This is a genomic window from Bacteroides sp. D2, from assembly GCF_025147085.1.
In the GTDB taxonomy this organism is placed as follows: domain Bacteria; phylum Bacteroidota; class Bacteroidia; order Bacteroidales; family Bacteroidaceae; genus Bacteroides.
In genome coordinates, this window is sequence record NZ_CP102261.1 from 6,105,949 (window position 1) to 6,127,498 (window position 21,550).

Sequence of the window (21,550 nt, forward strand, 5' to 3'; positions counted from 1 at the left end):
AATTAGATTGTTATTTTACTTTATTTTCAGAAAGTTCCTTTCAAAATTAAGGGAGTTCGTATACCAGGTTGTATTTCACCGCTTACCACGTAAACGTCATTCCCCATATAAACCGCATTTGTCGTAACAGGAATAGGATAAGGGCAGTCTAAAGAATCCACCAAAGAATTTGTTTCTGTACTGATGACTCGTAGCTTACGGCTAAATCCCGGATGCTCGGGAGATGTAGGTAGTATTTCTTCAACTCCTCCCAGTAGTATTATCTTATCTTTTTCATATGGAATAGCAGTCCCCGCCATTACAGGAAAATTACCAGCTATTTTGCTCCATTTCCTGCTACCTGGTTCATATACGTACCCCTCCGTATATTCTACCATCACTTCATTCGGAGCATAACTCCTTCCACTAAAAAGATAAAATCGTCCTCCCTGAACCACACTTACCGCATAGGCGAGCGATGGTCCCTCCCAACCGGGCATCTTCTGCCATCCTTTTTCTTTATGCAATAAATCAAGCATATAAAAATGATTGGTCGACTGTTCATTTGTCATAGTTTCCTGCCCCCCAGCAATATAAATACAGTTATCCCCAATAGCCCCCGTTGCATTTGCCAACGGAACCGGTAAAGCCGAATAACTAACAGAATCTACTACAAATGAAACGCCCTCTTTTTTTATGAGAAAAACTTTATCGCTACATTGCATACGATCGCATCCTCCAATACATAATAACCCTTCCGGCAAGCATATCGAAACTCCATAAGCTAATGGGCTGTTAAGGAAATCATCATAAACAGTCCACTTATCCATGTGCAGATCATAACTATATAAAGTAGACCACCAAGTTTTAACTCCTCCCTCCCAAGGATATTTATCAGGAAAGTTGGCTCCTCCCAGCACTAGTAATTTATCCTCTACTATTCCTGAGTATGCACCAGCCAATCCAACGTTTTTCAGCATACCGGTACATCCCGGAAGTAACAATGAGTTTTCCCATTGCATTACTATCTTATTTTCTCCTTTTCTCGAACAAGCCGTATTCATATATGATAAAATTAAAGATAAATATAAAATAAAAAAATACAGTTTTCTCATATACTATCTATCCTTTCTTCTTCGTTTTTCTCTGCCATCAATTCCAGACTCCGGTTCACTTTAAAAATCTTATAAACCTCAAAATGTCTTTCAATGGCATCACGATAGCCTTTCTCATCTCCTTTTCTTATAAAATCCAATAAATCAGCATGAGTAGCTATTCTGCCGCTTTTACTCATCTCTATATTTATAGGTTTTAAGTAGTCTTTGAACTTTTCTTTCACATAGACAAGTATAGGATGAATGATTTCCTGAAATTCAGATATTATTTTATTTCCCGTAATTTTGTATAGTTTTGTATGAAAAGCCGATTCGCTGATTAACGCATACTCGTTATTCTCGAAAACAATTCCCATTTTCACAATCTCGCTCAATTCCTCAATATCTTTAGGAGTTATCTTACGGAAAATATCACTTGATATTCCTATTTCAAGTGCGATTCTGAAATCCAATAAATCCAAAATTGTTTCTTCACTCAAAACACGAGGATCTATCACTCTTTTCATTCCACCTAAAATGGAAGGTTCAGTCAAAACCATTCCCTTACGAGGGCGCGCATGAATCAGTCCCATCATTTTCAAACGGCTCAAAGCTTCTCTGACAACACTTCTTGCAACTCCTAATTCTGCGGCCAGATTATTCTCATTGGGAATAGAATCTCCACATCTCAAATCATTCTTTTTAAAGTAGGTAAGTAAGCTGTCTTCTACCTGATCGATCAATGTTGTTTGATTAATTTCTATCTTCATATTACTAGATTTTATTATTTGTATTATTTGTCTGACAAATAATACAAATGCAATATTAAGAGATTTTTTTTAGAATACAAGGGCATTATAATAAGAAAATGTACATTTATGTTGAGAAACATACTTTTAGTACATATTGAGCTCTCATTTAGAACAATAGCAAGAGCAGAGATACTCATTTTAAACATAGTAGCGATATCTACTTATTATAGTGAAGGTATAAATTCATAAGATAGGATACCCCCAAAAATAAGCAATTAAAGATACAGACAAAATCACATATAAAAATCTAGGTTATGTCTATTGTATCTTTTATCTTTGCAACAATCAAAAAAAGCGATTATATGAGTCCTGATTCAGAATATACAGAAACACATGAGAATAAAATCTATGCCACTCTTGACAAACTGGGAATAGCGTATCAAAGTCTACACCACCCAGCCATAATGACTATAGAGGAAGGAGCAGAAATAGCCCAAAAGCTAGGTTGTACTTCATGCAAAAGTCTGTTTCTGACTAATAAACAGCAAGAATACTTCATGCTCTTATTGCCTGCAAATAAAAAATTGAAAACAAAAGAACTTGCCGGGCAGATAGGTAGTTCCCATCTCTCTTTCGCTTCCGAAAAGGCAATGGAAAATCTCTTGTGTACTTTTCCGGGGGCTGTCAGTATTCTAGGTCTTATCTACGATAAAGAGAACAAAGTACAGCTCCTGATTGATAAAGAAATTCTTGAATCAACATATATAGGATGTCATCCATGCGTAAACACATGCAGTCTAAAAATCAGGTTGGAGGACATTCTTAAAATACTATTGCCCAAAATCAGTCATCAGAATTTTAATATCGTGGAGTTATAATCCGAAATTACAAAGTCGTACATTCTGCAAAAAAAACGAACATTTAAGCTAGTTTCACGACTTAATTAAAGTACATGTCTTGTTCCTCGGTGAGAAACACATCGTTGCACACCGAGAAACGGGTCGTTCCTTTTAAAGGAACGGGGCTTTGGTTTTAAACCAAAAAACAAGCCATATAATCAGCTAAATATCAGCGTATTATCAGATTGCTATTCCAACTAATAAGCATATTGGAATTTTATTGACAACTTACGATAGGATGGGAATGATAGAATAACAGAAAGGATAGAAAAATTCATTTTAAACATGGTGACGGTATCCACTTATGATAGTGACGGTATATTCGTGGGATAGGGTAACCATCCCGACCGGATAGTGACGCTATGTTTTTGCTGGGAAAAGAGCATAAAAAAAGGCTATCTATCCCAGACAGCCAATCTTTTGTTAACCTTAAATCTAATACTATGAAAAACACATTGCAAAGATACGAACTTTCTGCATATCTCCAAATTTTCAGGCTCAAGTAGCGTATCTTATAACATGGTTTAATAGAAGTAACAGTTTCGTTAACATTTAACATAAATCCATCGGATATTAACAAATATCCGATGGAGTAGATTCAGAGATTACTCATATCGCAATGAACGAGCAGGTTTGCTCATTATTATTTTCATTGTCTGGAAAGCCACTGTCACAAATGAGATAAACAGCATCAGCAATACAGGTACTATAAAGAACCACGCTTTGAGATCGGTACGGAAAGCATAATGACTTAACCAGGCATTCATACTAAACCAAGCTACCGGAAGAGCTATAACAACTGCAATCAAAATCAACTGGAAAAATCCTTTGACCAACTGATAGAAAAGATTCCAGCGGGAAGCTCCCAACACTTTACGTATTCCCATCTCTTTGGTGCGGGTGGAACAGGAAAACATGACTAATACCCAAAGTCCGAGACAGGAAATAAAGATTGCCAATCCGGTGAACGAACCGATCATCGCTCCGAAAACCTCGTCTTGCCGATATTGGTGGTCGAAGAACTGATCGAGGAAGAAATAATCAAAGCTGGAATCCGCGAAATACTGATTCCAGATCTCTTGCACTTGAGATACCAGTTCACAGGGATTTCCGGAAGCCATCACAACAGAGATATAACGCTGGGGCAACCAATCAATTTTATCTTTATGAATCAGCATGATAGGTGTATAGTTCTTGCTCAACGCCTGCTGATGATAATCTTTCACCACTCCGATAATCTGCATCGGCGCATCAGTACATTCCACTGTTACCAACTCGCCTATCGCCTCATCATTGGAAGCAAATCCCAGATTACGTACAGCTGTTTCATTAATCACCAGTTTATCGACATCATCACCATATTCTTCGGAGAAACTTCTTCCGGCTACTATCTGCAAACCGTATGCATCCGCATAATCAGGATCACAAGCCAGCATCTCATAAAGACGGTTCTGCTTCAAAGCGTCATTGGTGCGACGATTGGAAAGGAATGTGGCCACTTCTTCGCCCGGCACGGCACCGGAAAAAGTAACCCGATGGACCAGAGGAAGACGCGCGATTGCTTTTTTCATTGCTTCCAACTTGATATTCTGCCCCTCTGTATGTCCCGGAAACTTAACCACTAATGTCTGGCTGGTTTTCACTCCCAAAGATTGATTGCGCATAAAATTCAGCTGTGCAAAAACAATCAATGTAACACAAAGTAAAATCATGGAAGCTGTATACTGGACAACCACCAGTACCTGACGGGTTCGGTCGCCTGACTTGCTATGCAAAAACTTCCCTTTCAACAAGGTTATAGGTTTGCGATTCAACAAAGCCAATGCCGGATAATACCCGGAAATAAATATTCCGGCTATAAAAACGAGAACCAGCAAAATCCACCAGTAATCCATGAACCAGACAGAAAACGTAACTGTACGTCCTACCAATTGGTTGAAATGTGGAAGAACCAGTTCTATTAATCCCACAGCTAATATGAAAGCTATCAGATTCATAACCAAGGCCTCAAACAGGAATTGATAAATCAACTGTTGGCGGAAAGCTCCCACTACCCTGCGCACTCCCACTTCTTTAGCACGCTCCATCGAACGTGCTACGGTCAGATTGATATAGTTAATCCAGGCAATAGCCAGAATAGCGACAGCCGCAAAAATCAGGGCGATCATAGCAGAACGATTTCCTTTGGTTTCCGTCTCATAGCCTATCTGTGGGGTGAGATGTATATCTGCCAAGGGAATTAAAGACACGCCCCACGTCTTATTTTTCAGTGCTTCCTCTGTCTTGTATTTCTCCGCCATCACAGGAAATTCTTTTTCTATCTCCGCTTTTCTTTCCGGTGAATCGAGCAAAACATACGTATAGGCTTCATGCTTATACCAGTATTCCTGCATATATTGAGGCAGAGAGGCATAGGAAATCAGAAAATTATAATGAATGTGTGAGTTGGAGGGCATTTCTTTCATGACTCCGGTCACTTCGCACGATACTTTATCATACGTTCCGGTAAAGATCAGAATTTTGCCGATAGGGTCTTCATCTTTGAAATACTTACGGGCAATACGTTCGGTGATTACCACTTGCCGGGGCATGGAGAGACAAGTCTTTTTATCCCCTTTCAGAAGTTCGAAATCAAAAAGACGGAAGAAGCCCGGATCGGCATAGGCTATCTGATTCTCCCGTAATGTCAGTTCGCCATATTTCACAATCTGCTCCGGTTGGAGATGGGTAGCGATACGGGTATAATCTTCGATTCCGGCAAGATTCTCTTTCATGGCCGAGGCATATCCGAAAGAGCTGGTCGCCCAGTAATCGGTCAGGACTTCCCCTTCATGAAAAGTACTTTGCACCCGATAGATATGGGCATATTTCGTGTGCATTTTATCAAAGCTGAACTCAAAAGTGACATAGGTTAGCATCAGTAATGCCGATGCCATTCCGATTGCCAATCCAAAGATATTGATGAAACTGAACTTCTTCCGCTTCATCAGATTCCGATAGGCACTATTCCAGTAATTCCCTATCATACGGTTTCGTTTTTAGATGACGTTTTCTTTTCCAGCGGACGGTTGATGTTTTCGGCTACAATCTGTCCGTCCAATAGTTGGATGACCCGGTGTGCATACTTCGCATCCCGCTGTGAGTGGGTGACGATAATGATTGTGGTTCCCTGACGGTTGAGTTCGCTCAACAGTTCCATCACTTCGATGCCATTCACCGAATCCAGATTTCCGGTAGGTTCGTCGGCCAGCAGTAGTTTACATTCGGTCACTACGGCACGGGCAATGGCTACACGCTGTTGCTGTCCGCCGGATAACTGCTGGGGATAATGATTCGCACGATGTAACAGGTTGACTTTTTCGAGCACTTTATTGACTCGTTCTTTCCGTTGGAGAGTCTTCATACCCAGATAGACAAGTGGCAGTTCCACATTCTCATACACGGTCAGTTCGTCAATCAGGTTGAAACTCTGAAAGATAAAGCCCAGATTGCCTTTCCGCAAAGCAGTCAACTGGTTTTCAGTCATTTTATCGACTTGCTTCCCCTCAAAAAAGTAAGAACCGGAAGTCGGAGAATCCAATGTACCGAGAATATTCAGCAAGGTGGATTTGCCGCATCCTGACGGTCCCATTATCGCTACAAATTCTCCTTGTTCCACCTGTAAGGTGACATCATTCAATGCTTTTGTCTGCACCTCTTCTGTGGTGAAAAGCATAGATAGTTTTTCTGTTTTAATCATAATAATTATTCATTATTTTAGTATTAGTTTCTCATTGTCTCCAAATAATTCATACCCGGATATGATTACTTTCTCACCCGGAGACAAACCGTCTGTCACCTCGTAATACAGTGGATTCTGCCGTCCTATCTTCACAGGGCGCCGCGTGGCAAATGTACCACTTTCATCGACAACGTACATCCATCGGCCCCCGGTAATTTGAAAGAATCCGCCACGGGGAACCAGAATAGCTTGTGCCGGATCACCCAATTGCAGGTTTATGTGATAAGTCTGTCCGGCACGGATATTCTCCGGTCGTTCGGATATAAAATTGAGGTCTGTACGAAACTGACCGTCTTTCACTTCAGGATAAGGTTTAGTCACTTCCAGTTTATAGGTTCCTCCGTCACGGGTAAAGTCGGCAGGAAGTCCGGGAAGTACCCGTTCTACGTAGTGCTCGTCTATCTGTGCCTGTACTTTAAGGTCGGAAGTGATGATTTGCCCGATATGTTCGCCGGCAGAAATAGATTGCCCGATTTGCGCATTCAGGTTTCCTACCTGTCCGTCAATCGGAGCTTTCACTTTCAGGTTTTCCAAACGCTCACGAACCAATGCCAAGCTCCGTTTCATATTACGTATATTCTCGTCAAGACTGCCTATCTGACTTTCCCGAAAAATATGATCCTGCCGGATACGTTCGTCAATAACAGCCAGTTGCTCTTTGGCTGCTATATATTCTTCCTCTGCCTGGCGATAGTCTTCACGTGCTATCAGTTGTTCGTTTACCAAACGTTTATACTGCTCATAACGGCGTTGCTTCCCGATAAGCTCTTTATTCAGGCCGATACGTTCTTGTTTCAGTTGCAGTCGTTCCTGCTCCATACTAATCCGGGTATTACGCAACTCGTTTTCCTGATAAGCAAGATCGGCTTCACTCTGCATGATACCGATATTGAGCAATGGGTTGCTAAGACGCAGAATCACATCACCGGCCTTTACCATAGCTCCCTCTTCTTTCAGGCGCTCTTCCACACGACCGCCCTCGATGGCATCCATATAGATAATCCGGCTAGGCATGACCTGACCAATCACACGGATATAATCACTGAACTCGGCCTGCTCGACAGTAGCAATTGTCAGCCGGTCTTTCTCCACTGCCATAGAAGAAGCTGTATCTCTGAAAATAAAATAGGCAATCACAGCAAGTCCGAGCATTACCCCACCGACCCAATAAAGACGTTTGCGATTGATGCCGGGTTTTCGTTCAATAAGTGTATCCATAATGGTTTATAAAAAAGTTCCTTGTCGATAATATTTTTCTAGTTTCATCATCATTTCTATTTGCAAGCGTACACGAACCAGTTCTGCTTTGGCAGCAATAAACCGGTTACGGGCTTCCATCAGTTGAAAGACGGAAATCAATCCCTCTTCCCATTTCCGTTCGGATTCTTTCAGTACCAGTGTTTCAGCGTCAAGTTGTGATAATGCCTGCTGATGTTCACTATATCCGGTGTGAAGAGAAAGGAGTGTTTGCTCAATATCCGTATATAATTGTTGTTTTTCAAGTTCTTCTTCGTTTTTGAGCCGATACATATTCAATTTCAGCTTGCGCTGATTGGTCAAACGTTGCAAACCGCTTAGCAGGGGAAAGGAGATGCCAACACCCACATATTTTCCTATATTATCACGCAATTGTCTGGCCGAGAAAGCTGTATTATAATAATTGGAACCGACGGTGAAACGAGCAAAGACAGAGGGTGAGAAAGCTCCTCCCGCTATCGCATACTCTTTATGAGCTGCTTTTTGTTTCAAATCAATCATACGTATGGAGGGCAATATTTCGATAGATTGTGCGTATAGAGTTTCCACAGTCGAAACAGAATATGGTGGTAATTGGGATGCTGTAATCGTATCCAGAATAGCGAGTGTGTCGCCCGGCTGGATATTCATTAATTGTTTCAGATGCAATAAAGCGATCCGACTGCTATTTTCGCGCGACTGATAACGATAAATATCTCCCTCCCGGCGTGCTTTCACCTCCTGTAAATCGGAAGCTGATTTCAATCCCAGTTCCACGAAGACCTCTGTCTGTTTCAAATACCTTTCGCTCAACCGGCTTTGTTCCAAAGCAAGATCGAGCAATTTTCTCTCCAGAATCAGTTTGTAATAAGCATCCGTCACCTGATAGGCCAGTTCATTCTGTTTCTCTTTCAGATCCCATTCACTACGTTCTTTGTTCATTTTCCGGAAACGCACCTGATTGATACGCGAAAAGCCTTCAAATAAGGAAAGTGTCATATCAAGTCCCACCGTTCCCTCTTCAAAAGATTCACTGGTATACCCATTGGTGTCAGGATCCAGCGAACGTCCGAATCGTTTGCCTGTTTCCGCATTAACCACTATGTGCGGCAGGAAAGCACCGACAGAAGCTATATAATCCGCTTTCGTTTCCTTTATGCCGATAACTCCGTTACGTACAGCCGGATTCTGTTTATAAGCCAAACGAATGCAATCGTCCAAACTCATAGCGGATTGGGCTAGCAGGAAAACCGGCACTGAAAGCAATAGTAGTAAAAGAAATCTTTTCATCCTTTATAATATATGATTGTGTGATAGCAGGATGATAAAAGCAAATGCAATGCCACAAATCATAAATAATTGATTATAAAACAAATAGAAATTACATAATTCTTCCACCGTCCAAAAATTAAACGCCCTAACGTCCAATAATTGGACATTACCGAGAGAATCCCTCTATTCTACCCCATTCTAACTCGTTCTGACTCATTCCAGCATAAACTTTGTATGAAAACGTCTAATTATTGGACACTCCCTTGCAAAGAAAATCAAAAACAGATACCTTTACCCGGAAACTTAAAAGGAACATTCAACGGACAGAGCCCCCAATCTTGCGTATGGAAACAGGAACGATTTTAATTGTAGACGACAATAAGAGTGTATTAGCCTCACTGGAGTTATTACTCGAGAATGTGTTCAGCACAGTCCGCACAGCTGCCAATCCTAATCAAATCACGACCATCTTATCTACCACTCCGATTGATATTGTGATTCTGGATATGAACTTTTCAGCAGGAATCAACAATGGTAACGAGGGACTGTACTGGCTGAAACATATCCATGAAATCCGCCCTTCACTGCCCGTTATTATGCTAACCGCCTACGGTGATGTAGAATTAGCCGTTAAAGCACTGAAGAATGGTGCAACAGATTTTCTACTAAAACCATGGGATAACCACATACTGATACAGAAAATAAAGGAAGCCTATCAAAACAATCGTCCAACCCATCATAAAAACTCTCCCAAATCAACCCAGAAAGCATCCGGTGATGAAAATCTGAATAAGTCAGAAATGTTGATCGGTCATTCCCCTGCAATGCTACAGCTAATTAAGGTAGTTACTAAAGTCGCCAAAACCGATGCCAATATCCTGATAACCGGAGAAAACGGAACAGGAAAAGAGATGTTAGCCAGGGAAATACATCGCTTATCTTCACGAAACACCCGTCAGTTACTTAGTGTCGATATGGGGGCTATCAGCGAATCGCTCTTTGAGAGTGAACTCTTCGGACACGAACGTGGAGCGTTTACTGATGCTTATGAAAGCCGTCCGGGTAAATTCGAAGCCGCCAATGGTGGTTCGCTTTTTATGGATGAAATCGGAAATCTCCCTCTTGCATTGCAGGCCAAACTACTGACTGTACTACAAAACCGAAATATCACCCGAATCGGAAGCAACAAAGTGATTCCCGTTGATATCCGACTCATCTCCGCCACCAACAAAGACATACCGGAGATGATTAAAGAAGGTTTGTTCCGCGAAGACTTATTCTATCGCATCAATACCATCCATCTGGAAATTCCCCCTTTGAGAGAACGGGGAGATGATCTATTATTATTCATCGATGCTTTTCTTCATCGCTTCGCTTCCAAATATCAACGACCGGAAATGCGAATGCATGAGCAAACGATTGAAAAGCTACGCTCCTATCATTGGCCGGGCAATATCCGGGAACTGCAACACACCATCGAAAAGGCGGTTATTTTATGCGAAAGCAACGTGATACGTCCTAAAGATATTCTGGTGAAACAGACTTGGAAACCACAGACAGTCCAAGCGGTGCCCAATCTGGAAGAAGTGGAACGACAAGCCATCGAGACGGCCATCTTGCAAAATAATGGAAACCTGACTGCTGCGGCCGAACAACTTGGTATCAGCCGACAAACGCTCTACAATAAACTGAAACGATTTAAGCCCTAAGCCGTATGCTATTCAGCCGACATATATATTGGACCACATTAGGACATATCCTATTTATTCTTGCTACCGCAGGAACAGGTCTATGGCTCATTATTTCCCAACAAGGAGTGGTAATAGGGATATTACTGGTTATCTGCTCCTTGTTTCAGATTGGAAGATTAGTGAATAAGCTAAACTCTTTCAACCAAAAATTACGCCTTTTCTTCGATGCGATAGAAGACAAAGACAATATGCTCTATTTCCCCGAAAACAATGTCAGCCGGGAACAGGAAATGCTGAATCGTTCACTCAACCGTATCAATGCCCTGCTCATCCGAACTCAAGCTGAATATTCAAAGCAGGAACATTTCTACCGTTCGCTATTGGAAGAAGTCCCTAGCGGTGTGTTGGCATGGGATTCTTCCGGAAAAATAATGATGGCCAACAGTGCCGCACTGACTTTATTGGGATGCCAGCAACTAGCCCAATACGACCAACTGAAACCTATCCTGCAGGAAAAAGAGAAGAAAGAACGACTTAGTCTGTCTCAAAACCAGATGAAATTACAGAACGAAACTATTACCATCTTATCCATCAAGGATATCAGCAATGAACTGAATGATAAAGAGAGTGAATCATGGAACAAGCTAAGCCACGTGCTTACCCACGAAATCATGAACACCATTGCTCCCATCATCTCCCTGTCGCAAACATTATCCGCATATCCGGACAACAGCGAAAAAACACTTCGCGGACTTCATATCATCCAGGCACAAAGTGAACGCCTGCTGGAATTTACCGAATCTTTCCGTCGTCTCTCCTATCTGCCCCAACCGGAAAGGAAACGGTTTTCACTAACAGCCCTCCTGCAAAATCTGCAAGAACTCCTGTCTACCGATTTTCAGGAAAATCAGATTCATTTCACACTTACCTGTCAGCCGGAATTCATCGACATGGATGGAGACGAGAACCAGCTATCCCAAGTCCTGCTCAATCTCCTTAGAAACTCCATTCAGGCGTTAGACGGAAGAACAGACGGAGCAATCGAAATTTATGCATCTCGGGATGAGCATATATCTATCGACATCACAGACAATGGTCCCGGTATCCCCGATGAACTGCAGGAAAAAATATTCATTCCGTTCTTCACCACCAAATCCGAAGGAACCGGTATCGGATTAAGTCTCTGCCGACAAATCATCCGTAACCACAACGGTCATTTGTCTATTTTGGAAAGCCGTCCCGGTAAAACAATTTTTCATATCGACATTTCACTGTAAAACAAACCTTTCACGGCCTTCGAGTGTTTATTATCATATAAACGAATTTTACACGATATGAGCACCAAAGAACAATACTGGAAATATTCCCTCATTGTCATCATCCTGTTTATGGGAGTCATCATCTTCCGCCAAATCACTCCTTTTCTGGGGGGATTGCTGGGAGCACTCACCATCTACATTCTTGTACGCGGACAGATGAATCATCTGGTAGAAAAACGAAAGCTGAAACGAAGCATCAGCGCACTGTTGATTACCGCAGAAACGATTTTCGTCTTTCTTATCCCTTTGGGATTGACTGTCTGGATGGTGGCAAACAAGTTACAGGATATCAATCTGGATCCACAGACCTATATTGCACCTATTCAACAGGTAGCAGAATTCATCAAAGAGAAAACAGGATACGATGTATTGGGAAAAGATACGCTGTCATTCATCATGTCCATACTTCCCCGTATCGGACAAATTATAATGGAAAGCATCAGCAGCCTTGCCATCAACCTGTTCGTCATGATCTTTGTGCTTTACTTCATGCTGATTGGAGGAAAAAAGATGGAAGCTTATGTCAATGACATTCTGCCATTTAATGAAACCAATACGCAGGAAGTCATTCACGAAATCAATATGATTGTCCGTTCCAATGCTATCGGCATTCCCTTACTGGCTATCATTCAGGGAGGCGTGGCTATGATAGGCTATCTGCTTTTCGGAGCACCCAACATACTGATGCTGGGATTCCTGACCTGCTTTGCAACCATCATTCCGATGGTAGGTACGGCATTGGTATGGTTTCCTGTAGCCGCTTATCTTGCCATCAGCGGAGACTGGTTCAACGCCATCGGGCTTTTTGGCTATGGAGCTATCGTCGTATCGCAATCGGACAACCTTATCCGGTTCATCCTTCAAAAGAAGATGGCGGATACACATCCGCTTATCACTATTTTTGGAGTAGTCATCGGTCTGCCGATATTCGGGTTTATGGGAGTCATCTTCGGTCCGTTGCTGCTTTCATTATTCTTTCTTTTTGTGGATATGTTCAAGAAAGAATATCTCGACTTGCGAAATAACCTCCCATCGAGATGACGGAACTACCGAAAAATTGTGTACTTTTGCGGCTGTAAAAACGACACTAAAATTTGATGGAAACATTTACATTCAATACTGTCGAACTGATTCTTTTATCGGCGGCAGGTATTCTTTTTATCATTCAGCTCATTTATTATTTCGGCCTGTACAATCGAATACATGTCCACAATAAGGCTGTAGGCAAAGAAGAGGCGCATTTCATACGAGAACTGCCTCCACTTTCTGTGATTCTCTGTGCACGCAATGAGGCTGAAAATCTTCGTAAAATTCTACCTGCCATTCTGGAACAGGACTATCCACAATTTGAAGTGATTGTCATCAATGATGCTTCCACAGATGATACCGAGGATATACTGGGAGTGATGGAAGAAAAATATCCTCATCTTTACCATAGTTTTACGCCCGAAAGTGCACGCTATATCAGTCATAAGAAACTGGCTCTAACGTTAGGCATCAAAGCCAGCAAACATGACTGGCTCGTATTTACGGAAACAAACTGTATGCCCGCCAGCAACCAGTGGCTAAAACTGATGGCACGTAATTTCACTCCGCAGACCCAAATTGTGTTGGGATATAGCGGATACGACCGCACAAAAGGATGGTTGCACAAACGTACTGCATTCGATACTTTGTTCCAGTCTTTGCGCTATCTGGGATTCGCGCTAGCCGGAAAACCTTATATCGGTATCGGACGCAACCTGGCTTACCGGAAAGAACTATTCTTTCAACAGAAAGGTTTCTCCAAATACCTGAATCTGCAACGTGGAGAAGATGATTTATTCATTAATGAACTAGCTACCTCCTCCAACACCCGTGTTGAAACAGACTTCAACGCTACCACACGGATACAGCCCGTATATCGCTACAAAGATTGGAAAGAAGAAAAGGTTAGTTATATGGCTACTGCCAGATTCTACCACGGAATACAGCGTTACCTCCTGGGATTTGAGACATTCTCCCGTTTGTTATTCTATATTGCCTGTATCGCAGGTATCGTATTCGGGATTCTTAATTTCCACTGGCTGGTGGCAGGCATCGCATTCCTGATCTGGCTATTGCGCTTTACAGTACAAGCTGTCATTATCAACCGCACGGCAAAAGAAATGGGTGGAGGACGAAAATACTATTTCTCGTTACCTGTTTTCGACCTTATCCAACCTGTACAGTCATTGAAGTTCAAACTCTGCCGTTTCTTCCGGGGAAAAGGAGATTTCATGAGAAGATAAACCGGATTTCGTGAGAAGACAGACTTATTGTTAAATCAATCGCTGCATATAAATAGCATCCGAACCATCGTGATAATAGCATGGCTTTATTCCAGCAGGAATAAAGCCATTTTTCATATATAGTCCGATAGCGGAAGTATTGGTCACTTTCACTTCAAGCGTAATCTTTGCAGCCTTACATTCACCGGCCGTCTGAATCGTCTGGTCCATCAATACCTGCCCCAGTCCTCTTCCTCTATAATCCGGATGAACAGCTATCGAATAGATTCTTAAATAGCGAGTTCCCCCATGAAATAACAGGGAGACATAAGCGATCACCCTATCCGCCTCCATCATCACATAGAAAGTTCCTTTCGAACGGCTTATCAGATAGGCAAACTGCTCTTTTGAAAAACTGTCTTCCCGGAAACACTCCCACTCTATTTCCAAAATAGCGGGAATGTCTGCCTGCTGTGCTTTACGGACGATTATCGGCTCCATAATCAATAATGTTTTGTTTCTAGCACTTGTTCAAAGTGATTCAACAAACGGTAATACATTTCATCACCGATAATGGCATCTTCCAGTCCATGATCGATGCTCGGATTGTCATTGATTTCAATCACATAAGCCCTATCATCCACCATTTTCAGATCGACTCCGTATAACCCTTTTCCTATCAGATTGGCAGCCTTTACAGCTGTATCCAATACCACACGAGGCACCTGATAAATAGGAATCGTATCTACCAATCCACAACGGCTTCTGCCCGAATCATAGTGACAGTAAATTTGCCAGTGTCCTTTTGCCATATAATATTTGCAAGCATAGAGCGGTACACCGTTCAATAGACCGACACGCCAGTCAAATTCCGTTGGAGTAAATGCCTGTGCCAGCAAGATTGCCGATTTTTCAAACAGTATCTTCAGACTGGCTTGCAGTTCCTCTTCGTTCGACACTTTTTTCATACCAATGGAATAAGAGCCATCCGGTATTTTCAGGATAAAAGGAGCACCTACCAGTTCGCTTATCTGTTCAAACGAATGATGGTTGGATTGAAAAATCAATGTAGACTTAGGAGCAGATATCTTTTCCTTCTCAAAAAGTTCTTTCAGATACACTTTGTTCGTACACCGAATGATAGACAACGGATCGTCAATAACAGCCATTCCGTTTTGTGCAGCCAACTGTGACAAATGGAATGTATAATGATTGAGTGAAGTTGTAGTACGAATAAACAAGGCATCAAATTCGAGCAAACGGATAGCATCATCTTCGGTTATCATCTCCACATGGATGTTCATTTTCTTAGCTACCTCCGTCAATTTGTGCAGAGCACCTTTATTGCTGGGAGGAAATTTCTCCTGTGGATCGACCAATACAGCGAGACTGTAACGGGAAGCCTTTGCCGACTTCGGTGCACGCCATATTTTCTTGTTAAAGTTATCCAGCGTATTGGCAAAGAAATCCTGCTCTGCATCATTAAGCTGATTCAGGGGAAGAAAATGAATGCCCTCGATCTGATTTCTGGGATGAGTATTCAAAGCCACTCTTAACAATGGGCAAGGGTAATTCTCGAAAATAAAACGCGCAATCCGTTCCAGACCTTTTTCCCGGCATTTGCCAAAGTAAATATTCAGGTACCAGATATCATCCTTGATGTCATTCTTCTGTATCCATTGATAACAAAGGGCTTGCAGACTACGGTCCATCCGCACCCCCGTTCCAGCCTCCATTTTGTTGATGATATCAACATCCGGAATGACTTTCTGTCCTCTCGTTTGGGCTAGCAGCGAACAGTAATACCCTTCAGAGTTATAGCTGTAATCATTGCTAAGATTAATAACTAACTTCCGGTCTTTCTCCACCGGCTTGTTTTTTAGATAGTCGGAAACAGTCAGGACACTACTTGTCTCATAATACGGTTTCCAGTCATCCAGATTATCCAACAGAATTAACACATTATTCATAATGGTTAAAAATTAAACCTACAAGAGGATATTAAGTAAATTGGGCGCAAATATAGACATATTATTCACTCCACATCACGCAATAGACCAAATTATTTTTGCAGTAAAAATCAGATAGGAAAAAAGAGGATTATTCGTATCTCATGGAGCTTGCCGGATTGATCTTAGTGATAAGAAATGAAGGACCAATCAACATCAATACAGATGCACACAAAGTGCCCAAATTAATCAAGATAAAAAGTAAAACATTAAAAGAAACTGGAACAGTATCTACATAATAAGTCGCCGGATCAAGTTTAAAGAATCCGAATTGAGACTGAAGGATACAGAATGCCAAGCCAATGGCATTGCCCCAAAACATTCCTTTGCCAATCAAAAAGACTGCAAACCAAAGAAAGGTTCTGCGAATCGTGAAATTATTGGCTCCCAATGCTTTTAAAATCCCAATCATATTGGTACGTTCGATGATAATAATCAATAAACCGGAAATCATGGTGAAGCCAGCAACTCCTATCATCAAAATCAGAATCACCCATACGTTCAAATCCAATAAATCAAGCCAAGCAAAGATTTGAGGATTCAGTTGTTCGATGTTACGCACATAATACACACCTCCCAACTCATCTTGCCTGTTGTCAATATCAGTTGCGATCTCATAGGTTATATCTTCCAGTCTATCATAATCTTTCACCTGTAATTCCACACCGGTCACCTGTTCCGGTTGCCAACCGTTCAAACGATTCACCAGATTAAGATCCGTCAGTAAAAAGAGGTTGTCGTATTCGGAGAAATTCGTCTGATAAATTCCGGCAATCGTCAGGCGACGAGCGCGAATATCATCCTGTATATAATAGGTATATATCTTATCTCCCAGTTTCAACTTCATTTTAGTTGCCAACGCTTTCGAGATAAGTACTTGATTGGTAGAAACTGAATCACTGAAAACAGGAATCTCCCCTTCTACCAAATACTCTTTTATAAAATGGGGGTCAAACTCCGGACCTACACCTTTCAACACCATTCCTTGAAAAGCGTCATCGGTCTTAATCATACCCGGTTTGGTAGAGAAACGCTGCACATGGCTTATCTCCGGATAATCAGCAAGAGCAGTCATCATACTGTCTCCTACCACAATGGGATGGGTTTCGTAAGAACTGACCGCATCCAAATTAGTTATCTGGATATGCGACCCGAATCCTATAACTTTATTTCTCACTTCACTTTTAAACCCGATGACTACCGCCACTGCAATAATCATTACGGCCAAACCAATAGCAATACCCGCCATGGCAATGAGGACCGCAGGACGTGACACCTGCTTTCCGCCATCGCTTTCACGATAGATACGCCGGGCTATGAAAAGTGATAAAGACATTTGTTTAAGTATTAGGTATTAAGTATTAAGTGTAGCAGCAACAAACACCCCAGAAACTACGGTTAATACTTAATACTAGAATTTATTCCGTTCTTCCCGGATACACTTCCAAAGCCTTCTGCAAGACAAAAAGTGCACGGGTTAAATCTTCTTTTTTCAATACGTAAGCAATACGAACCTCATTGATTCCAGATCCCGGAGTGGTATAGAAACCGGAAGCCGGAGCCATGAATACAGTCTGACCTTCATACTCAAAATCAGAAAGACACCATGCGCAGAACTTATCGGAGTCATCTACCGGAAGTTTGGCCACTGTATAGAAAGCTCCCATCGGAATGGGCGAATAAACACCGGGAATACGGTTCAAACCGTCAATCAGACATTTACGACGTTCTACATACTCATCATACGTTTCGCGTGAATATTCTTCCGGAGCATCCAAAGAAGCTTCTGCAGCAATCTGTCCAATCAACGGAGGACTTAAACGAGCCTGACAGAACTTCATGACAGCATCGCGTATCTCCTTGTTTTTGGTAATCAACGCACCAATGCGGATACCACATTCGGAATATCGTTTTGATACCGAATCAATCAGTACTACATTATTTTCAATACCTTCCAGATGGCAGGCAGAAATATATGGAGAACCGGTATATATAAACTCACGATATACTTCATCAGAGAAAAGGAATAAATCGTACTTCTTTACCAAGTCACGAATCTGATTCATTTCACGACGTGTATACAAATAACCGGTAGGATTGTTTGGGTTACAAATAAGAATCGCTTTCGTACGCTCATTAATCAGTTCTTCAAACTTCTCTACTTTCGGAAGGGAAAAGCCTTCTTCAATGGTCGTAGCAATAGTGCGAATCTTTGCTCCGGCAGAGATTGCAAATGCCATATAGTTAGCGTATGCAGGTTCCGGAACGATAATTTCATCTCCCGGATTCAGGCAGGAAAGGAAGGAAAAAAGTACGGCTTCCGAACCTCCCGATGTAATGATTATATCGTCTGCTGTAAGGTTGATATTGAACTTTGCATAATATCCCACTAATTTTTCGCGATAGCTACGATAACCTGCACTGGGGCTATATTCCAGCACTTTACGATCAATATTGCGTATCGCGTCAATCGCGGCCTGAGGAGTGGGCAGATCAGGCTGTCCGATGTTCAGGTGAAACACATGGACTCCGCGTTGCTTGGCAGCGTCTGCCAAAGGAGCCAGTTTTCTGATAGGAGATGCAGGCATCTCGTTTCCGCGAATGGATATGGTTGGCATAATTTTAACTACAAATTACTAATTACTATTTACTTTTTCTACTTGGAGCTGCAAATGTACGCAATAATTTGAATACAGAGACATAAAAACTTTAAAAACCTTAGCAAGGTTAAAATCGTTATGGTAAATTGAAAAGAAAGCTATACATTTGTCATACGGAAAACTTAAAACAATATCATAATGACCATACACCTTATCTCATTCGCTTCAATACTTCACAAACAAGTCTCGCTACGTAGCTCGCACGAAGCTATTTTGAGCGAGATTGAAAAATATTATACTGTAAAGTTCGTCGACCATCAAGATATGGACAAACTTAGTAGTGACGATTTCAAAATCATTTTCGTCGCTACCGGTGGGGTGGAAAGACTGGTCATACAGCATTTCGAAAACCTCCCTCGCCCCGCCATTTTACTGGCAGACGGCATGCAGAATTCTCTTGCTGCCGCACTGGAAATTTCCACCTGGTTACGGGGACGCGGAATGAAAAGTGAAATTCTGCACGGTGAATTACCGGCTATCATCTTACGTATCCATACACTTTATAATAATTTCCAGGCACAACGTTCCTTGTTCGGCAAACGTATCGGAGTCATTGGAAGTCCTTCTTCCTGGTTAGTTGCCAGTAACGTGGATTATCTGTTGGCAAAACGTCGTTGGGGAATCGAGTATGTAGATATTCCATTGGAACGGATTTATGAACAATTTAAACACATTACGGATGACCAAGTCGGAGCATCATGCGCGGCTGTAGCATCGCAAGCTCTTGCCTGCCGCGAAGGAACTCCCGAAGATTTAATCAAAGCGATGCGATTATACCGGGCGATAAAAAAGGTCTGTCAGGAAGAAAATCTGGAAGCGCTGACATTAAGCTGTTTTAAACTGATTGAACAAATCGACACTACCGGATGCGTGGCATTATCTTTATTGAATGATGACGGGATAATAGCAGGTTGTGAAGGAGACCTTCAATCTGTATTTACACTATTAGCAGTTAAAGCACTTACAGGTAAGGATGGATTTATGGCAAATCCTTCCATGATTAATTCCCGTACGAATGAGCTAATATTGGCACATTGCACCGTAGGTCTCAAACAAACGGAGAGATATATTATCCGCAATCACTTTGAAACAGAAAAAGGAATTGCCATACAAGGGCTACTTCCGACGGGGGATGTAACGATCATAAAATGTGGCGGTGAATGTCTGGATGAATATTACTTGTCTACAGGAACATTGACTGAAAACACTAATTATATTAATATGTGCCGTACACAAGTGCGCATCCGCATGAATACTCCGGCCGAATACTTCTTAAAGAATCCACTGGGAAATCATCATATTATGCTTCATGGTAACTATGAAGATACGTTGAACGAGTTTTTCCAGGCAAATGCTTGCAAGAGGACGGAATAAAGGCATCTATAAAAAAAGAAAGATTTATGATAGGAGAAATTACATGTGCTATAAATAGAGTTGAAGAGCAAATAGAGCAGCTCTTTGACGAAAAAGAGGAGTTTATCATGGCCTATGAAGATGCGCTACCTAGAACTATGTATCTGAAGAAGTTGACTGAAATTGATTCACGAATAGACGAGCTAAAGAAAACGTTGATTTCGTTGAATGAAGAGAAACAAGAGATCCTGGATATGGAATAACTTATCCTATGGGAATATCTTCCCATTTCCCCCCATGCCATTCTACCACCGAAGTAAAACCTGCTTTCTTCAAAGCGGCTAACCCTTCGAAGCGGGCATTGTTTATTCTTTCAGGGTAGTGCGCATCACTATTCACCTGTACCCGAATACCCAATTCTTTCAGGAAAGGGAAATAACGTTCATTCGGATAGAATGTACCCAGCTCATGATAAGACTTGGTATTGATTTCCACCATATAACCACGTGCGGCAATCACCGCGAAGTAATCGCGGACCAACGTGTCATACCATGCTTCATCAAGCAAACCCGGACGATAACAGGAAGCGTTATAATGCATCTTGTCAGCATGACCGACAATATCAAATCCTCCCAGCTCTACCATACGGAGCAGGTTCTTATAATAAAGGTGGACAACAGAATCCAAGTCACCATCGAAGTGCCTGTCTACCAATTGACGGAAAAGATCTGCCGGGGTATCAATATCTACGATTTTCCCTTCTGGAGAATACAACATATGCACAGAACCTATCCGGTAGTCAAGTGGTAGTTTTTGAAAACAAGGCAAAGAGGGATTGTTTTCTTCATTCAGGTAGTCAATTTCGAGACCGATGGCAAGCTCTATCTTACCTGCATATTTCTTTTTCAGACGAGAGAATTCGGAAAGGTAATCTTCCATTCTATCCCACTCCATCGTCCATGCGGTAGAAAATGGTAGTGGAGCATGAGAAGAAATGCCATAAGAAGTAAACCCTTCGCTGATAGCAAAACGAATAAAATCGTCCATATTGGCTCGTCCGTCGCAATACAGGCAGTGGCTATGATAATTGGTTAGGTTTGTCATACTAGGTTATATTGTCTGGGGGTATATTATCATTATTTGGTTATCCGGGAATATAATAAACTATACTTGTGCCATCGAAGTGGCACAACTGTGCCAGCATGTTGGCACTGCTACGCCAAAGAGGTGGCACAAAGGTGCCAATATAGTGGCAC

At 41.8% G+C, this 21,550-nt stretch carries 18 protein-coding genes; 7 read left to right on the forward strand and 11 right to left on the reverse strand.

The features are described 5' to 3' along the window. Positions 1-26: 26 nt before the first annotated feature. Positions 27-1,043: a hypothetical protein gene (locus tag NQ505_RS23130; RefSeq protein ID WP_008999951.1), complete on the reverse strand. Its 1,017-nt coding sequence runs from the start codon at positions 1,041-1,043 to the stop codon at positions 27-29. 47 nt (positions 1,044-1,090) lie between these two features. Beyond that, a complete protein-coding gene (locus NQ505_RS23135) occupies positions 1,091-1,843 on the reverse strand; it encodes a FadR/GntR family transcriptional regulator (protein WP_004304171.1) in 753 nt (250 codons plus the stop codon). Between the two features lie 296 nt (positions 1,844-2,139). Between NQ505_RS23135 and NQ505_RS23140 the strand changes: the two genes are divergently transcribed. Beyond that, a complete protein-coding gene (locus NQ505_RS23140) occupies positions 2,140-2,703 on the forward strand; it encodes a prolyl-tRNA synthetase associated domain-containing protein (RefSeq protein WP_008999950.1) in 564 nt (187 codons plus the stop codon). A 626-nt stretch (positions 2,704-3,329) separates the two neighbouring features. On the opposite strand, the gene NQ505_RS23145 is transcribed toward NQ505_RS23140, so the two are convergent. Genes NQ505_RS23145 through NQ505_RS23160 form a run of 4 tightly spaced genes read right to left on the reverse strand, consistent with a single transcriptional unit; the run spans position 3,330 to position 9,031 of the window. Next, positions 3,330-5,750, reverse strand: coding sequence for an ABC transporter permease (locus tag NQ505_RS23145; protein WP_008999949.1), 2,421 nt, complete (start codon positions 5,748-5,750; stop codon positions 3,330-3,332). Beyond that, on the reverse strand, positions 5,747-6,463 hold the full coding sequence (locus tag NQ505_RS23150) for an ABC transporter ATP-binding protein (RefSeq protein ID WP_004304173.1): 717 nt from the start codon (positions 6,461-6,463) through the stop codon (positions 5,747-5,749). Before NQ505_RS23150 ends, NQ505_RS23145 begins: the two co-directional genes overlap by 4 nt. A gap of 12 nt (positions 6,464-6,475) precedes the next feature. Then, positions 6,476-7,723 carry an efflux RND transporter periplasmic adaptor subunit gene (locus tag NQ505_RS23155; protein WP_004300612.1) on the reverse strand — a complete coding sequence of 416 codons (1,248 nt, stop codon included), beginning with the start codon at positions 7,721-7,723 and terminating at the stop codon, positions 6,476-6,478. Positions 7,724-7,729: 6 nt separating this feature from the next. Then, complete coding sequence (locus NQ505_RS23160) at positions 7,730-9,031, reverse strand: TolC family protein (protein WP_008999948.1); 1,302 nt, start codon at positions 9,029-9,031, stop codon at positions 7,730-7,732. A 326-nt stretch (positions 9,032-9,357) separates the two neighbouring features. Between NQ505_RS23160 and NQ505_RS23165 the strand changes: the two genes are divergently transcribed. The 4 genes from NQ505_RS23165 to NQ505_RS23180 are packed head-to-tail and all read left to right on the forward strand — an operon-like array spanning position 9,358 to position 14,293. Beyond that, entirely contained in the window at positions 9,358-10,722 is a 1,365-nt protein-coding gene (locus NQ505_RS23165; protein WP_004300616.1) for a sigma-54-dependent transcriptional regulator, read from the forward strand. Positions 10,723-10,727: 5 nt separating this feature from the next. Next, a complete protein-coding gene (locus NQ505_RS23170) occupies positions 10,728-11,981 on the forward strand; it encodes a sensor histidine kinase (RefSeq protein WP_008999947.1) in 1,254 nt (417 codons plus the stop codon). A gap of 57 nt (positions 11,982-12,038) precedes the next feature. After that, on the forward strand, positions 12,039-13,064 hold the full coding sequence (locus NQ505_RS23175) for an AI-2E family transporter (RefSeq protein ID WP_004300618.1): 1,026 nt from the start codon (positions 12,039-12,041) through the stop codon (positions 13,062-13,064). 56 nt (positions 13,065-13,120) lie between these two features. Then, positions 13,121-14,293, forward strand: a complete 1,173-nt coding sequence (locus tag NQ505_RS23180) for a glycosyltransferase (protein WP_008999946.1) — start codon at positions 13,121-13,123, stop codon at positions 14,291-14,293. A 30-nt stretch (positions 14,294-14,323) separates the two neighbouring features. Here NQ505_RS23180 and rimI read toward each other — a convergent pair whose 3' ends face one another. The 4 genes from rimI to NQ505_RS23200 all read right to left on the reverse strand — a co-directional run bounded on the left by rimI (position 14,324) and on the right by NQ505_RS23200 (position 18,899). Continuing rightward, positions 14,324-14,773 (reverse strand): ribosomal protein S18-alanine N-acetyltransferase, encoded by a 450-nt coding sequence (gene rimI / locus NQ505_RS23185; protein ID WP_008999945.1) that lies wholly within the window; start codon positions 14,771-14,773, stop codon positions 14,324-14,326. Positions 14,774-14,775: 2 nt separating this feature from the next. Continuing rightward, entirely contained in the window at positions 14,776-16,242 is a 1,467-nt protein-coding gene (locus NQ505_RS23190) for a RimK family protein (RefSeq protein ID WP_008999944.1), read from the reverse strand. A gap of 130 nt (positions 16,243-16,372) precedes the next feature. Beyond that, on the reverse strand, positions 16,373-17,617 hold the full coding sequence (locus NQ505_RS23195; protein ID WP_004300622.1) for an ABC transporter permease: 1,245 nt from the start codon (positions 17,615-17,617) through the stop codon (positions 16,373-16,375). An 82-nt stretch (positions 17,618-17,699) separates the two neighbouring features. After that, a complete protein-coding gene (locus NQ505_RS23200) occupies positions 17,700-18,899 on the reverse strand; it encodes a pyridoxal phosphate-dependent aminotransferase (RefSeq protein WP_004300623.1) in 1,200 nt (399 codons plus the stop codon). A 180-nt stretch (positions 18,900-19,079) separates the two neighbouring features. On the opposite strand from NQ505_RS23200, the gene NQ505_RS23205 reads away from it, so the two are divergent. After that, entirely contained in the window at positions 19,080-20,315 is a 1,236-nt protein-coding gene (locus NQ505_RS23205; RefSeq protein ID WP_008999943.1) for a fucose isomerase, read from the forward strand. A 26-nt stretch (positions 20,316-20,341) separates the two neighbouring features. Further along, positions 20,342-20,557 carry a hypothetical protein gene (locus NQ505_RS23210; RefSeq protein WP_004304182.1) on the forward strand — a complete coding sequence of 72 codons (216 nt, stop codon included), beginning with the start codon at positions 20,342-20,344 and terminating at the stop codon, positions 20,555-20,557. 1 nt (position 20,558) lies between these two features. Here NQ505_RS23210 and NQ505_RS23215 read toward each other — a convergent pair whose 3' ends face one another. Beyond that, positions 20,559-21,398, reverse strand: coding sequence for a histidinol-phosphatase (locus NQ505_RS23215; protein ID WP_004304183.1), 840 nt, complete (start codon positions 21,396-21,398; stop codon positions 20,559-20,561). Positions 21,399-21,550 lie beyond the last annotated feature (152 nt).